This is a genomic window from Idiomarina sp. UBA4206, assembly GCF_002383015.1.
GTDB lineage: Bacteria > Pseudomonadota > Gammaproteobacteria > Enterobacterales > Alteromonadaceae > Idiomarina > Idiomarina abyssalis.
The window spans coordinates 32,963-47,776 of record NZ_DFTS01000058.1 but is presented as its reverse complement, the minus strand read 5'-3'; the positions used below and the strand labels follow the sequence as shown (position 1 = coordinate 47,776).

The 14,814-nt window shown below is 45.7% G+C and carries 18 protein-coding genes and 1 pseudogene; 10 read left to right on the top strand and 9 right to left on the bottom strand.

Annotated features, from left to right (window positions below):
* The coding region (locus B3180_RS11845) for a M48 family metalloprotease (RefSeq protein ID WP_286844747.1) at nt 1-677 on the bottom strand (677 nt) is incomplete at its 3' end.
* A gap of 146 nt (nt 678-823) precedes the next feature.
* On the opposite strand from B3180_RS11845, the gene B3180_RS11840 reads away from it, so the two are divergent.
* Nucleotides 824-1,903 carry an AI-2E family transporter gene (locus tag B3180_RS11840; RefSeq protein ID WP_054487455.1) on the top strand — a complete coding sequence of 360 codons (1,080 nt, stop codon included), beginning with the start codon at nt 824-826 and terminating at the stop codon, nt 1,901-1,903.
* An 18-nt stretch (nt 1,904-1,921) separates the two neighbouring features.
* On the opposite strand, the gene bcp is transcribed toward B3180_RS11840, so the two are convergent.
* Nucleotides 1,922-2,392, bottom strand: a complete 471-nt coding sequence (bcp, locus tag B3180_RS11835; protein ID WP_054487457.1) for a thioredoxin-dependent thiol peroxidase — start codon at nt 2,390-2,392, stop codon at nt 1,922-1,924.
* Nucleotides 2,393-2,570: 178 nt separating this feature from the next.
* On the opposite strand from bcp, the gene dapA reads away from it, so the two are divergent.
* From dapA to purC, 3 genes are read left to right on the top strand one after another with little or no spacing between them, the layout of a single operon-like run.
* Entirely contained in the window at nt 2,571-3,461 is an 891-nt protein-coding gene (gene dapA, locus B3180_RS11830) for a 4-hydroxy-tetrahydrodipicolinate synthase (RefSeq protein ID WP_199494646.1), read from the top strand.
* Entirely contained in the window at nt 3,461-4,549 is a 1,089-nt protein-coding gene (bamC, locus tag B3180_RS11825) for an outer membrane protein assembly factor BamC (protein WP_286844745.1), read from the top strand. The genes dapA and bamC overlap by 1 nt, the downstream gene beginning before the upstream one ends.
* 23 nt (nt 4,550-4,572) lie before the next feature.
* On the top strand, nt 4,573-5,286 hold the full coding sequence (gene purC / locus B3180_RS11820; RefSeq protein WP_199494647.1) for a phosphoribosylaminoimidazolesuccinocarboxamide synthase: 714 nt from the start codon (nt 4,573-4,575) through the stop codon (nt 5,284-5,286).
* On the opposite strand, the gene B3180_RS11815 is transcribed toward purC, so the two are convergent.
* From B3180_RS11815 to B3180_RS11795, 5 genes are read right to left on the bottom strand one after another with little or no spacing between them, the layout of a single operon-like run.
* The gene (locus tag B3180_RS11815; protein ID WP_054487465.1) at nt 5,283-5,441 is read right to left on the bottom strand and encodes a DUF2897 family protein; all 159 of its coding nucleotides are present in this window, start codon (nt 5,439-5,441) and stop codon (nt 5,283-5,285) included. The genes purC and B3180_RS11815 overlap by 4 nt on opposite strands.
* A complete protein-coding gene (locus B3180_RS11810) occupies nt 5,414-6,121 on the bottom strand; it encodes a M15 family metallopeptidase (protein ID WP_222236871.1) in 708 nt (235 codons plus the stop codon). The genes B3180_RS11815 and B3180_RS11810 overlap by 28 nt, the downstream gene beginning before the upstream one ends.
* Nucleotides 6,115-7,245: a succinyl-diaminopimelate desuccinylase gene (gene dapE, locus B3180_RS11805; protein ID WP_054487469.1), complete on the bottom strand. Its 1,131-nt coding sequence runs from the start codon at nt 7,243-7,245 to the stop codon at nt 6,115-6,117. Before dapE ends, B3180_RS11810 begins: the two co-directional genes overlap by 7 nt.
* Nucleotides 7,242-7,586 (bottom strand): arsenate reductase, encoded by a 345-nt coding sequence (locus tag B3180_RS11800; RefSeq protein ID WP_054487471.1) that lies wholly within the window; start codon nt 7,584-7,586, stop codon nt 7,242-7,244. Before B3180_RS11800 ends, dapE begins: the two co-directional genes overlap by 4 nt.
* Before the next feature lie 20 nt (nt 7,587-7,606).
* The gene (locus tag B3180_RS11795) at nt 7,607-8,080 is read right to left on the bottom strand and encodes a PTS glucose transporter subunit IIA (RefSeq protein WP_273022850.1); all 474 of its coding nucleotides are present in this window, start codon (nt 8,078-8,080) and stop codon (nt 7,607-7,609) included.
* A 214-nt stretch (nt 8,081-8,294) separates the two neighbouring features.
* Here B3180_RS11795 and yfbV point away from each other — a divergent pair, with 214 nt between their 5' ends.
* Complete coding sequence (yfbV, locus tag B3180_RS11790) at nt 8,295-8,729, top strand: terminus macrodomain insulation protein YfbV (RefSeq protein WP_054487473.1); 435 nt, start codon at nt 8,295-8,297, stop codon at nt 8,727-8,729.
* A gap of 24 nt (nt 8,730-8,753) precedes the next feature.
* Here the strand turns inward: yfbV and xthA are convergent, their stop codons facing one another.
* Complete coding sequence (xthA, locus tag B3180_RS11785; protein WP_199494652.1) at nt 8,754-9,563, bottom strand: exodeoxyribonuclease III; 810 nt, start codon at nt 9,561-9,563, stop codon at nt 8,754-8,756.
* A 121-nt stretch (nt 9,564-9,684) separates the two neighbouring features.
* Between xthA and B3180_RS11780 the strand changes: the two genes are divergently transcribed.
* The gene (locus tag B3180_RS11780; protein ID WP_054487476.1) at nt 9,685-10,008 is read left to right on the top strand and encodes a DUF3392 domain-containing protein; all 324 of its coding nucleotides are present in this window, start codon (nt 9,685-9,687) and stop codon (nt 10,006-10,008) included.
* Nucleotides 10,009-10,023: 15 nt separating this feature from the next.
* Nucleotides 10,024-11,091 carry an alpha/beta hydrolase gene (locus tag B3180_RS11775; protein WP_224797510.1) on the top strand — a complete coding sequence of 356 codons (1,068 nt, stop codon included), beginning with the start codon at nt 10,024-10,026 and terminating at the stop codon, nt 11,089-11,091.
* Between the two features lies 1 nt (nt 11,092).
* On the opposite strand, the gene B3180_RS11770 is transcribed toward B3180_RS11775, so the two are convergent.
* Nucleotides 11,093-11,563: a hypothetical protein gene (locus B3180_RS11770; RefSeq protein WP_222236876.1), complete on the bottom strand. Its 471-nt coding sequence runs from the start codon at nt 11,561-11,563 to the stop codon at nt 11,093-11,095.
* Between the two features lie 101 nt (nt 11,564-11,664).
* Between B3180_RS11770 and B3180_RS11765 the strand changes: the two genes are divergently transcribed.
* The 3 genes and pseudogenes from B3180_RS11765 to B3180_RS11755 all read left to right on the top strand — a co-directional run.
* Nucleotides 11,665-13,596, top strand: coding sequence for a PAS domain-containing hybrid sensor histidine kinase/response regulator (locus B3180_RS11765; protein ID WP_278358650.1), 1,932 nt, complete (start codon nt 11,665-11,667; stop codon nt 13,594-13,596).
* A gap of 65 nt (nt 13,597-13,661) precedes the next feature.
* Nucleotides 13,662-14,498 carry an AAA family ATPase gene (locus tag B3180_RS11760; RefSeq protein WP_222236878.1) on the top strand — a complete coding sequence of 279 codons (837 nt, stop codon included), beginning with the start codon at nt 13,662-13,664 and terminating at the stop codon, nt 14,496-14,498.
* An 8-nt stretch (nt 14,499-14,506) separates the two neighbouring features.
* Nucleotides 14,507-14,814: pseudogene (locus B3180_RS11755) on the top strand (hypothetical protein); the annotation flags it as partial.

Below are 14,814 nucleotides of genomic sequence, written 5' to 3'. Positions count from 1 at the left end.
GGGGAGTCAGGGGCGCCTCTTGGGTCAAACCCGGCGGCTAACAAAACTGAAAGGCCAATGCGGTCAGCCTCTTGTTCATACATTCTGGTGTAATTAATTTGAGACTGTCCGGCCATACCTATAGTGGTGTACAGTCCCGCCGCTCCGGCTTCTGGATTCGCCATGCCGACTAAAATTGATCCAATAATGCCAGCTATGGTCATTGGCATGCTGCGTTGCTGCTCCTGCATGCGTCGCACAATATGGCGTTGAGTTATGTGCGCAACCTCGTGCCCCAGCACTGCGGCCAGTTCTGACTCGGTTCTGGCTTCGTCAATTAACCCTGTGTGCACACCAACGTATCCGCCCATAAAAGCGAAGGCATTAATTTCTTTATTGTTAATCCAGAAAAAGTTAAATGGATATCGGACACCACTGGTATTTCTCACCAGGCGCTGCCCTATACTATTTAAATAGCTATCTAACACCGGATCGTGAATGATAGGGGCTTGTGAGCGCACTTGTCGCATATAGAAGTCGCCAACCACACGTTCACGCTCAATACTCATGAAGGCTGCACCAGTGGTGCCTATCTCCGGTAAACGCTTATTATCCTGAACGGCATTACTTGCAGCGCTATAGCTTATTGAAAAAGTGAATAAGCAAGCGATAAAAAAGTGTAATATTTTGGTGGACATCAACGACTCATTGGTTCAATGGAACAGGTTCTATCTAACTATCAGAACAGAATTCTTATCTTTAGTTCCTTTTTACTCTATGGGGTTATGGAAAGATTGCAAGGGCTGATATTATCAAGAGAACTTAAGAATAAGGGACGATGACTATGTGGGAATATATTCAGCAGTGGTATAGACGGAAATTTTCAGACCCTAATGCGGTGACTTTGTTTCTATTACTGGTAGTTACTGTACTTGTCATTGTGCTTTTTGGCAGTTTAATCGTGCCTTTATTAATCGCTATTTCTTTAGCGTACCTGCTAGATTGGCCTGTGATGCGACTCATGCAGTTAGGCTTGTCCCGACTTACAGCGACCATTATTACATTTTCCCTGTTCCTGGCAGTAATGCTCATTGGCTTACTGACGCTGGTGCCAGTTATTTGGCAGCAGAGCACGACCTTAATTCAGGAAATGCCGGATATGGTGACCAACCTACAAATTTGGCTACATAAGTTGCCCGAGATGTTTCCCGGCATAGTTGATGACCACCAAATTAATGAATTCACTCAAGAAATGAAGCGACGGGCGGTTGGTCTGGGCGAGAATCTGCTAACGGTGTCGTTAACTTCTATTGTTAACGTTATGGCTATGCTGGTTTATTTAATTATCGTGCCGTTACTCATTTTCTTTATGCTAAAAGATCGGGATATTTTAATTGCTCACTTTAGTCGGTTGTTGCCTTCAAACAGACAGCTAATTTCGCAGGTGGGGCAGGAAATGAACCTGCAAATTATGAACTACATTCGTGGTAAAGCCATAGAAGTGGTCGTGGTTGCCGTAGTAACCTTTGTTACCTTCAGTCTGTTTGGTTTGCGTTATTCGGCGTTGCTTTCCATTATGGTGGGGCTATCCGTTTTAATTCCTTATATTGGGGCCGCGGTTGCAACGATACCGGTTGTGCTTGTGGCTTTGTTCCAGTTTGGCCCGACAGCCGCATTTGTCTGGGTTACTGTCGCTTATTTAATTATTCAGGCCCTGGATGGCAACCTTTTAGTGCCGCTATTATTCTCTGAAGCTATAAGTCTGAATCCGGTTTATATTATTGCTGCGGTATTAATTTTCGGCGGTATTTGGGGCTTCTGGGGCGTTTTCTTTGCTATTCCGTTGGCGAGTTTGGTTAAAGCCGTCTTAACAGCCTGGGACAGTAATACGGGTGACAATATGGTGGAGGAAACACCGCAATAATGCGGTGTTTCTGGAGTATTAAGCTTGTTTTAGGTGATCCAGTACTACGTCATGGTGCTCTTTTGTTTTAAACTTATTAAATACCTGAGACACGGTTCCGTCTTGTTCAACTAAAAAGCTAATACGGTGGATACCATCGTATTCTTTACCCATAAACTTCTTGAGTCCCCAAACTCCAAAATCTTCAGCAACTTTATGGTCTTCATCGCTTAACAAAGTAAAGTTTAACTCATCACGTTCGGTAAATTTCGCTAAACGTTTAGGCGCATCAGGACTAATGCCAACAGATACAACATTAAACTCTTCAAGCTGCTTACGACTGTCGCGTAAGTTTTGCGCCTGAACGGTACAACCGGGGGTCATGGCTTTAGGGTAAAAATAAACCAGTACACGATGCTCTTTTAATAACTCAGATAAAGTGACGGAGTTTTCATTCGCATCAAGTAAGGTGAAATCCGGTGCTTTATCTCCGGCTTTTAGTGTTTGCATAGCTTTCTCCTGGAACTTCGTTAACAGTACGCTACATGATAACGGACACAAGCAAACTTGGAAAATGCTTAAGTCGCAGAAGTTTATGGAACCTTCTTGGTAACTTATGTTCCTATCACTTGTGTTTCGTTAGGGCTGGCATTACCATTGGAGCCCCAATTTAGGACTTGGAGAATGTATGCTTAAGGGCAGTATTGTCGCTTTAGTTACCCCTTTTACAAAATATGGCAATGTCGATTACAGCGAACTTGAGTTTCTGGTGAATAAACATTGCGAAGCGGGTACGGACGCTATTGTAGCGGTTGGCACGACAGGGGAGTCAACAACCTTAACGCATGAAGAGCATATTGATGTCGTTAATGCGATGGTCGAACTTAGCGCAGGACGTATTGATATTATTGCTGGTAACGGTTCAAACTCGACCAGCGAAGCGGTGCAATTAACTGAAAAAATGACTCAGGCAGGTGTGAGTGGATTTTTAAATGTTACGCCGTACTACAATAAACCTTCTTTAACCGGTCTTATTGCACATTACAAGGCTTGCGCCGACGCCTCTGATAAACCCCAAATCCTATATAATGTTCCGGGCCGTACAAGTCTTGATATGACACCTGACATGGTCGAACAGTTAGCAAAAATTGATAATGTTATTGGTATAAAAGAAGCAACTGGTGACGTAAGTCGTGTACAAGAGCTGAAAAAGCGCTGTGGCGATGACTTTATATTGTTAAGCGGTGATGATCCGACAGCACGCGAATTTATGTTTGCGGGTGGTCATGGCGTTATTAGTGTTACTGCCAATATTGTCCCTGCCAAAATGAAAGAATTGGTTACGGCTGCAGTTTCAGGTGATACCGAGCGGGCTAATCAAATCGATGCTGAGCTGGAACCTTTGCATAATATGTTATTTGTTGAATCCAACCCAATACCTGTTAAATGGTCTTTAGCGTTAATGGGCTGGGTAAGTGCAAACTATCGACTGCCTCTGACTCCTCCGGAAGAACAGAATCAACAATTGATTGAGTCAGTGTTGCAAAAAGCAAATCTATTGAATATTCAGGAGTCTTAATGAAATTGTCTCGCCTTGCGTATATGGGCTTAGCTGCCGCAGTTATCACAGGTTGTTCTTCGGTAGAAAAAGAACGTGCAAGTGGCGGGTTTGAGTATGTGAATATTCAGCCGACTTCAGCACTGGATATTCCGGGGGACCTGGAACAGCCGGAAAAAGGAAGTAAGTATCGAATTCCTGAAACCGATATTGCACAAGCTCCTATTGGCCACCGGGTTAACATTACTGCCCCTCAGCAAGTTCGTCCTCTGGGTTTAGGAAGTCGCGTGTTAGAAACTGAAACAGAAACTCGGGTGTATTTTGACGTTGTCGATGGCATGGGTGATTCAGTTGCTGAATTTGTTCGTCAGGCAGCGCGAGATGTTCTGAAGCGCCGTAACCTTGAATGGCAAGAAGTTAACGAGAACCGTTGGTTAACTGAGCAAATGACCATTCAGCAAACAATTGATGGAGAAGGCGGCTTTCTTGGTTTTGGTGGTGAAAGCGACAGTGAGTTAGAAAGGACATTTCGTTACGAGTTGCTTCAGGAAACAGAGCCTCACAAGCGTACGACAAGTTTGCGGGTAAATGTTAATGACTTCACCCAAGTCGTTGGTGGTGAAGAGAAAGTGGTTGCTCCACTCATTGTTCGAAACCTGGAAACCGATTTATTAAACGCTATTATTTCTGAAGTGAACCGTAAGCAGCAATTGGCTGTTGCCCGTAATAAAGCAGAAGGAATTGATACTCGTTTATCACAAGCGGCTGAAGGTCACTCTATATTTGTGGTTGAAGATAACTTCGATCAAGCATGGCCACTGGTTAACCTCGCTCTGGAAGAAATTGGGTTCGAAGTTGACGACTTAAACCGTGAATCAGGCACTTACTTTGTTGAGTATAGTGAACCGGGTAGTGGCTTCCTGTTTATCGGCGGCGATCACTATGAAAACCTTGGTATAGCTGAAGGTGAGTACGAATTCTGGTTATTGGATGACGGCGAGAATACATCGGTTACGGTTTATAAAGACGATAAACTTGTCTCGGATGAATGGATGAACAAAGTATTTGAAGCCTTTAAAGCAGCTGTTAAACAGCAAAGCAAACTTTAACTTAAGCGCGAGTGGAAAGATTCATGGAAAAACGCAGTGAACTGTATCGGGGTAAAGCAAAGACGGTCTATCATACCGACGATCCTAACCGTCTTATTCTGGAGTTTCGTAATGACACTTCAGCGTTCGACGGCGAAAAGGTCGAACAGCTTGATGATAAAGGAATGGTAAATAACAAATTTAACCACTTTATTATGGCTAAATTAGAAGAAGCCGGTATTCCGACACAGTTGGACGAATGCTTAAACGATACCGATTCGTTGGTGAAAAAACTGGATATGATTCCGGTTGAATGTGTTGTTCGTAACGTCGCTGCTGGCTCTCTGGTTCGCCGTTTAGGTGTTGAAGAGGGTAAAGAACTTAATCCACCAACATTTGAATTCTTTTTGAAAAACGATGCGTTACACGACCCTATGGTTAATGAATATCACATTCAGGCCTTCGGTTGGGCAACGGCAGAGCAAATTGAAAAGATGAAAGAACTGACGTTTAAAGTGAACGACGTACTTAAAGCTTTGTTTGCCGATGCAGGTTTGCTGCTGGTTGATTACAAACTTGAATTTGGCGTGTTTGACGGGCAAATCATGCTGGGTGATGAGTTCACTCCAGACGGTTGTCGCTTGTGGGACGCAGAAACCCGTGAAAAGCTCGACAAAGATCGTTTTCGTCAGGGCTTAGGCGGTGTTGTTGAAGCGTACCGGGAAGTTGCTAAACGTCTGGGCGTGAAGCTGGATTAGTCTTTTTTATCGGGTTCCTGGTCGGAGTCGTCTTCGGTTTTAGACGATTTCGTACCAGGCCATTTAAACTTCGCTGTATATTTTAAGACCATAATATTGCTGATAACGACACCCAGTACTAACAGTATCAGTAACCACACCAAATATTCGTCCATCCGTCATCCTCCGTTATTGTATCGACATACTGTTTTTTAATTTGCTCCAGATTTTCCAATATGATGTGCTTGCCTTCAATAGCAAGCGAATTGATGGTTTCGGCCAGTAACTCCAGGTTCAGCTGCTGGTGGCATTCTTTCGCCACTGGGCGGTAACTTAAATGCCATGGTTCCTGGGCAACGCCTCCCTGATAACGGGCGTACGGAAAAAAGAAGCCGCTTTCGTGAGCATGTTGAGTCAGCCATTGCCAAAGTGTATGACAGGGGCCTTCCGCATCCGTATATTCTGCTGGTACTAAACGTAATTTAAGCTCATTGCTTTGAAATGGGCGAGGGTCATAGATATCGAAGTCACTTCCCCAGTGATGTCGGCTACTGCCAGGTAATGCAGACCAGTGCAAAATAGCGTGCATTTTTTCTGTATCGGTTAAGGTGGAAACATCCAGCGGCTCACCTTGTTTGGACAACAGTGGCAACTTGCCTCGCCATTTTCTATTCCAGATAGAGAGCTGCCTGTCCAGTGAACGGAACCCGCTGGCAATAGCGAGCTCAATTCCATTAGTGGCCGCTGCTTTCTGCATAGCAAGATAAGCTTGTGCGGCATCCGGGTGAAGTTTATGCCCGTCTACCGCAGTTAGATGTGTTTCAGAGGCGCCCGTAAGCTCGTTGCTACTCAACATAGTAGCTTCTCCATACAGCGATAATACACTTCGCTGAGCTTGTCTAAATCACTGGCTTTAACGCATTCGTTCACTTTATGAATGGTGGCATTGACGGGGCCAAGTTCTATTACCTGAGCTCCGGTAGGCGCAATGAAACGTCCGTCGGAAGTACCACCAGCGGTGGAGAGGGTTGTCGAAAAGCCACACTCATGCTCAATGGCAGACTGAACGGCCTCTACAAGCGCGCCGGAATCTGTTAAAAACGGTGGTCCGTTAAGCTTCCATTGCAGTTTGTATTTTAATGAATGCTTATTGAGAATTGCCTCAACCCGCTGCTTAATTTTGTCCGCGGTCAGTTCAGTTGAGAAGCGAAAGTTGAACTGTGTCTCAATACGTCCTGGTATCACATTTCCTGCGCCGGTTCCGGCCTGAATGTTTGACACCTGAAAGGTTGTTGGCGGAAAGCTGTCGTTGCCTGTGTCCCATTCCTCTTGAATCAAGTCACTGAGTGCGGGGGCAAGGTCGTGCACCGGGTTTTGTGCCAGATGAGGGTAAGCAACGTGGCCTTGTATGCCTAATACCGTTAAGTCACCGGTTAAACTTCCCCTGCGACCATTTTTAACAATGTCTCCCAGAGTTTCGGTACTGGAGGGCTCACCAACAATGCACCAGTCAATTTTTTCGTTACGCTGTTCCAGTGTTTCGATAACCCGCTTGGTTCCGTTAATAAAAGGCCCTTCTTCGTCACTGGTGATCAAAAAACCAATATCAGCATCAACCTCAGGGTAATCCTTTACGAAACGTTCGGTCGCGGTGAGCATAGCCGCTAAACTGCCTTTCATATCGGCTGCACCGCGCCCATAAAGATAGCCATTATGAATCGTTGGCTGGAATGGAGGAAACTGCCAGTCGTTGACATCACCAGGAGGAACCACATCGGTGTGCCCGGCGAAACAAAACAGTTTACGGCCCTGACCACGACGCGCCCATAAATTGGTTGTGTCCTCAAAGATCATGGATTCGAGCTCAAATCCCAACGCTGCGAGCCTTTCACCGATAAGCTGCTGGCAGCCTTCATCTTCTGGTGTAATCGAAGGGCGGGAAATGAGCTCATGAGCAAGCTTTAGTGTCTCTGAACTCATAAGTAGCGTTCGCTCCAGAGTTTTTCATTAAAACCACAATGAATAGCCTGGCCGTACTGAACCAGTGGACGTTTAAACAGAGTTGGTTGCTCGGCAATTAATTCAGCTACCTTAGTTGTATCTTCAAGAGCCTTTTGTTCATCAGAAAGATTACGCCAACTGGTACTGCGTTTGTTCAATAGCGACTCTGCAGGCAGTTGCTGTAACCAAGCGTTTACCGTTTCTTTTTGTAATGGCTGCTGCCGAACGTCAATAAATTCGTAATCGACTTTGTTTTTATCTAACCATTTAAGTGATTTTTTAACGGTGTCGCAGTTTTTTATGCCATAAACGCGCAACATAGGTACAGCTCCTGTCGGTGTTAATAAGTAATAAGTGGACTGTCTTTTGCGGTAACGAGTCCGGATTGCAGCCAGTCAAAGGGTTCAGTTATCTGTTCAGGACTGAGCGAACAAATGAGAACCGCAAGCCGTTGTTGCACAGGCTTTAAACTGCGCAGCAACGATTGGTTAATCTTAACCAGAGGATCGCCGCATTTAACCTGGCTTTGTTCACGGCAAAGTACGGTCAAAGCTGGGTGGGTTCCGAAGGCATCGCCTGAACCTGTGATTAACTGTAGAGAGTAAGTGTCATTCAGACGTAAAGACAAGTAATCGCCACTACTGCTTATCTGGGTCAGTTCGCCATCAGCCGGCGCATACAAGGTACTGCCGGTCATTTCTATGACAACGCCTTTACCGAGTAAACCATGCTGGCATACTGGTGGAGAAGGTTGCGCTGTGATAATGCGTCCGGTTATCGGCGCATAGAGAATGGGAAGCTTACTTGTTGTCACTGCTGACACCATGCTACTGACTAATTCAGATAGTATAGTGGCAAAGCTAAAGGCTGGCTGCAACTGTATCCACATTAACTGTGGATATCTTTGTGCACTACGCGGTTGTAAAGCTGCAAGCACGTGAAAAATAAAGATAATATTGAAAGTGCGAATATCGTACAATAGACAGGTAATCGTTTATAATTACATCAGGTTTGGCAAAGAGGTCATCATGAGTCGTTCATTTTTTGCTGTTTTAAGAGATGGAAAGGTGTATGCCGATAAATGGCCTCATCATTCAGTTGTTGCCGCTATGGCTGAATCGAGAATTATACCGGTGACACGCAAGGCCATTAGCTGGACTCCGGCCATTGCTGTTTTAAATGCAGCATTAACCTGGCAATTTATGCCAGAAGAACAACTGGCTCCGGGATTTATGCTGTCTTTAATTATGCTAAGCCTGCCGTTGCAGGGATTATACTGGCTGGGGTGGCGTTCGAGACAACTACTAAAGCCTTCGTTGCGTCATTGGTATAAAGAGTTAAGAGACAAGCTAAGAAAACAAGGCGTTGAGTGCCATCCACAAGGTAAAAAAGGGCCGGAGTATATGGATCTGGCAATTATTTTGCGCAAAGCGCTGGAAACATTACCGCCGGAAGAACATTAATATCAACCGGCGGCAATGTGTTAATCAGACTGTAAAGGTTGACCAGACAGGCGCGTGATCGGAAGGCTTCTCGATACCCCTGAGTTCGTAGTCTATGCCGCTGTCCTCGCACTTTGTTGCCAATGCTTGTGTGGCGAGAATAAGATCAATCCGCAGTCCGCGGTTATCGTCAAAGCCACGAGAGCGATAATCAAACCAGCTAAACTGGTTATCCACATCTGGGTTTAGTTTGCGGTAGGTGTCTGTAAAGCCCCAGTCCATGAGCTTTTGCATCCACTCACGCTCTTCTGGTAGGAAGCTGCACTTGCCGGTTTTCAACCAACGCTTTTTGTTGTTCTCACCAATGCCGATGTCCAGATCGATGCGGGATATATTCACGTCACCCATAACTATAACGGGCTGCTCAGGAGAAAGGTCGTTATCCAGATAGCTCATTAAGTCCTGATAGAATTTCTCTTTTGCCGGAAATTTGGTTGGGTGATCGCGACTTTCTCCCTGAGGAAAATAACCGTTTAAAATGCGCACATAACTACCGTCGTTAAGTTGATAGTCACCCATAATCATTCGGCGCTGGGCATCTTCGTCGTCAGAAGGAAAGCCAAACTGAGGGTTTTCCAGAGGCTTTTTACTGAGCATTGCTACTCCGTAGTGGCCTTTCTGCCCATGGAAAATGACGTGATAACCCATTGCCTCTACGTCTTTTAACGGAAACTGGTCATCGTGGACTTTAGTTTCCTGAAGGCCGATGACATCAGGTTGATGTTTATCGATTAACGCTTGCAGCTGGTGCAGACGTGCGCGTATACCATTGATATTAAATGAGATGATTTTCATTGAACGTCCTATAAATAAGCCTCTTTATTGTCGTAGGATAACACAGCAAAAGGCAAACTTGGGATGCGAACGCTCGAGAAAATTCGTATACTCGGGCGACGATTTTGAGAGGGGTATTAGCATGCAGAATGTGCTAAATAATCTGGGCTTAATGATTCGCCCGCATTTTTACGAGTTAGCCATGATGATTATTGCCACATTACTGGTCATCTATGGTGCCGAAGTTAACCGTATGGTGAAAAGGCAAGTGGGCCACTGGCACTTTGTGTTCCGTACAATGGCCTTTATTCTTGTTTGTGCTTTTGGGTATGGTTGGTTAACCGTTTGGTTCACACCGGTTTTAGCCGGATGGTTAAGTCTTATTCCGCTTCATTTGCTGGCGGTTAGCACTATTGGAATATTATTCTTGCTGGGGTTCCTCGCAGAAAGAAAACGACAACTATAAGCCTGGGAAGGTGGTATGACAGATTGGATTGACATAAAGGCTGGAGCCTCGGCTTATCAGCATATACAGGAGCAGGGGCTTACAGCCGACGATGTCGGTTTGTTATTAGGGGCTTCCGGCGGACCTAAGTGGTTTGTGCTTCAGGGGCTGGACCGGTGGATGTTTGGCGAATTTTTTAAAGATAAAAAAGAGCCTCTTAATACCTTAGGGACTTCTGCCGGTGCATGGCGTTTCGCGGCGCTTGGGCAGCAGGACCCAGTAGCAGCCAGTGACTTATTCTGTCGTTTATACAGAACCCAGACTTACAGCGCGAAACCTGACAGGGATGAGATAACCAGCGAAGCTAAAGCTTTATTGGCCAAGTATGTTCCCGAGCAGGCAGTAACTGAAATTTTAGGTCAGTCGGCCGTACGGCATCATTTCATTGTAGCTCGATGCCGGGGGTGGACAGCCGCTGAAACAAAGAAACAAATGCTGGGTTTGTTAAGCTCTGCTTTTGCTAATGGCTTAAATCGTCGGTGGTTAGGGCGGTTTTACGAGCGAGTTATTTTTCATCACCCGCAGTCGGATCTTAGCTTTTCGCGAGGTTGGCGCGACTTGCCGACACACCACGTTGAGCTTACCCATGAAAATTTTCAGTCGGCTCTGTTAGCGACAGGTTCAATTCCTCTGGTGTTGGACGGTGTTACCGACATTCCGGGAGCGCCAACAGGAACATACCGTGACGGCGGGATAACTGACTACCATTTCGATTTAGACTTGTCAGAAGTTAATGGTCTGGTGCTTTATCCTCACTTCCACCGCGAAGCAATTCCGGGTTGGTTCGATAAACGTCTGAGTTGGCGGCGGACTACCGGGAAAAAATGGCCTAACGTAGTATTTGTTACACCATCGGAAGACTTCATTCAGTCTTTACCTTACGGCAAAATTCCAGACAGAACAGATTTTGCGAGTCTGGATGCAGCGACTCGTATCGATTACTGGGAAAAATCGGTTGATGCAGGCAAACGCATGGCGGATCAGCTTCAGGACTGGGTAGCCAGTGGCAAGCTTCGTGAAAAAACTAAGCTGTGGCATCCTTAAGCTACAGACCATGGACGTCGAAGCTGGCCTCACAAATTTGCTCAAAGCGCTCGGCAGCCAATTGACGGGCGCTGTTTAATTCTCTAGCGGTCAGTTTATGGAGCAAATCATTAATAATTTGCTCCGCCCCAACCTCTCCGGCTCTATCAGCGAGGGTTAGCCAGCAGCAGGCGTGAAAGACACTTTCAGGTAAGTCTTTGCCTTGCAAAAACATTTGTCCTAAATATAACATCGCTTTGCTGTGACCAAAAAGTGCCGCTCTACGGAAATGCTTCGCAGCTTCAAAACCGTTTCCGGCCTTCAATAAATCAGCCGCTCTTACGTAGTGATGTTTAGCAAAACGCTGCCAGTATTCGGGGCCGCGGATGGTAGGCTGTTGTCTGGCAGGTAAACGAGTCTTAGCCAACTCTATGAGTTGATCAACCTGCTTTAGTAGCGCTGTTTGCCATTCATTGACGTTTGCCTGGGTCATCCGGGTATCGTTGTTTTTATGTTATTGTTTTTGCCAGTGTACACCAAGTTGCTAGTGCGGCAAACTGGTCGAAGTAAAGCCTCTAAAGAGAGTCTAAGTTGATGACAACACCTGTAACTAATGAAAATTTAGCGGCCCTGCTGAATGTGGGCAGCCGCTTAAGCCTGTTTGTATGGGAGGACTCTCCTGGCTGGCCGGTTCTTTTTGTGTCTGACAACATTGAAAGTCTGCTTGGCTATAAGAAGGAAAGATTAGAAAAACGAGAAATAGAATATCGTGATCTGATTCATCAGGATGACCTTCCACGCGTTATGGATGAGGTGGAAGTCCTTTTAGGGAAAGAATCCGGTGGCTCAATAACGCATCAGGATTACCGGGTAAAGCATGTTAACGGGCAAGATGTCTGGGTGTCCGATACCACAGTGGTAATGCAGCATGAAGATGGCACTAACCATCTGTATGGTTATTTAATCGATATTACTGAGCGTAAACAGTTGCAAATAGCCTTGGAAATGGAACGTAACCGGTTACAACTCATTTTAGACGCAACGCGGCTGGGCACCTGGGAATGGAATCCGCAAACGGGAGTCACAATTTTTAATAAGCGCTGGGCCAATATGTTTGGTTGGGAGGTGAACGAACTGGAGGCAAATGTAGAAAGCTGGTCAAGTCGTTTGCATCCGGAAGATTACGACGGCGCTTGGCGAGCCATTAAAGACCACCTGGACGGTATTACCCCCTTTTACGAGAGTACGCATCGGATAAGACATAGAGAAGGGCATTGGGTTTATGTTCTGGATCGGGGAAAGATTATAGAGCGCGATAGTGAAGGCCGGGCGATTCGTTACACGGGTACCGTTACCGACGTGACTGAACAGAAAAAAGCGGAACTCGATGCCCGCAGGGCGGCACATGCGAAAAATGTATTCCTGGCCAATATGTCTCATGAAATTAGAACTCCACTGCATGGCATACTGGGTATAGCTTCAGTGTTAGAATCGACGAACCTCAACTCTCACCAACAGCAGTTGCTTGCCACTATTAAGAACAGCGGTGACTACTTGTTGACCACACTGAACGACGTACTTGATTTAACCCGGGCAGAAGAGGGGCAGCTGAAGGTGACTTTAGGAGTGCACTCTCCAGTCAGGGTATTACACCATGTTATTCGTTTGTTTGAGCAACCGATAAAGGACAAAGAGTTAGACTTTATTGTGGATATTAGCGAAGACATTCCGGAAAGCGTGTTGATGGATCAGGCTCGGGTGGCGCAGGTTGTCAGTAACCTGGTCAGTAACGCATTAAAGTTCACTACAAATGGCTCCATTTCTGTCAGCGCAAGCTGGCAAGGCTACGAAAACAAGAAAAACGAAGGGGAACTGGTTGTAAAAGTCCAGGATACAGGGAAGGGGATCCATGATACCCAGCGGATATGGCAACTGTTTGAGCAAGAGCAGGATGGCTTTAACCGGCCGGAAGGTGGAAGTGGACTTGGACTGGCTATTGTTCGCAATATTGTACAATTATTGAGCGGTACCATTCAGGTTGATAGCAAACCTGATCACGGTTCTTGTTTCACCCTTTGTCTGCCCATGACGGTTCAGATCGCAGGAGCGAATGAACCAAAGACTGAGAAGATGCCACCTTTACCCAAAGTGCAAGTTTTGGTTGTCGATGATAATAAAATAAATCAGCTGATAATAAAGGAGATGCTGTTGTCTCTGAATCAGAATGTTGAGCTGGTGAGCGACGCACAAAATGCGCTGAAGATGATGCAGGCAAGAAACTACGATGTATTGTTTATGGACCTTCATATGCCGCATATGGACGGTATGGAAGCAACTCGGATGCTGCGCGAAATGGACATCCATCAGCCCTATGTTATTGCTTTAACTGCCGATGCTTACCCTGAGACCCGGACTCAGGCGTTGCGTGCCGGAATGAATGATTATGTCACCAAACCATTTGTTAAGGCAGATATTGCAAAGGTTCTTCAAAGATTTACTGAGCTGCAGAGCAGAAAAGCTCGCTGATTGGCACAACCCTTGATGCCTGTTGTACCATAGGCGCAGTTTTCACTGAATTAAGGGATCCAAGAATGGAGTTTAGTAGCAGTTCTCAGTATGTCGTTTCGCAGGAACTGGCAACAGCCGTCAATGCCGCGGTGACGTTAGAAAAGCCGTTATTATTAAAAGGTGAGCCTGGCACCGGGAAGACGCGCCTGGCTGAAGAGTTAGCGAGCGCGTTAGATACCGAGCTGCTGCAATGGTCTATTAAATCAACCACAAAAGCACAGCAAGGCTTGTATGAATACGACGCTGTATCGCGGTTACGTGATAGCCAGCTGGGTAGCGATAAAGTCCACGATATCAGTAATTATATTCGTCCTGGTAAGCTTTGGCAGGCATTTACAGCAGAAAAGCGTCCGGTTCTGCTTATTGATGAAATTGATAAAGCCGATGTTGAGTTTCCTAATGACTTACTGCACGAACTGGATCAAATGGCCTTTCATGTTTACGAAACAGGTGAACAGATAAAAGCGCAGCAACGTCCTATTGTGCTTATAACATCGAATAATGAAAAAGCCCTGCCGGATGCGTTTTTACGTCGGTGCTTTTTTCATTACATTCAGTTTCCTGACAGTGACACGTTAAAAGCCATTGTTGATGTTCACTTTCCGAACTTGCATAAGAATTTACTTGATACTGCATTGGCACTTTTCTTTGAGTTAAGAGACGTTCCCGGATTGAAAAAGAAGCCCTCAACGTCGGAACTGCTGGATTGGCTGCGACTTTTGCTTGTGGAAGATATTGACGCGAATTCACTACGAAAAAGCCGTGAGCAAGGCGGTTTATTGCCTCTGTCAGGCGCTTTACTCAAGCATGAACAGGATGTCGAGCGCTTAGCTGAATACGCTCGCATCCAACGGCGCTAAACCGCGTTATGTTTATTGATTTTTTTCAAACTCTGCGTCGGCATGGGCTTAAAACCAGCATTACCGAATGGCTGGATTTGCTCAGCGCAATGAAGGCTAACCTGGCTTTTGCTGACGTCGAGCAGTTTTATTATTTGTCCCGGCTTATTCTGGTCAAGGATGAGTCTCATTATGACAAATTTGATCGTGCGTTCAGCGAGTATGTGGATAAGGTCGCTAAGGTCGATGTGACCGATAAGATACCTAAGGACTGGCTGGAAAACGCACTGAAACGAAACTTAAGCGAAGAAGAAAGGAAAAAGGTACAGCAACTCGG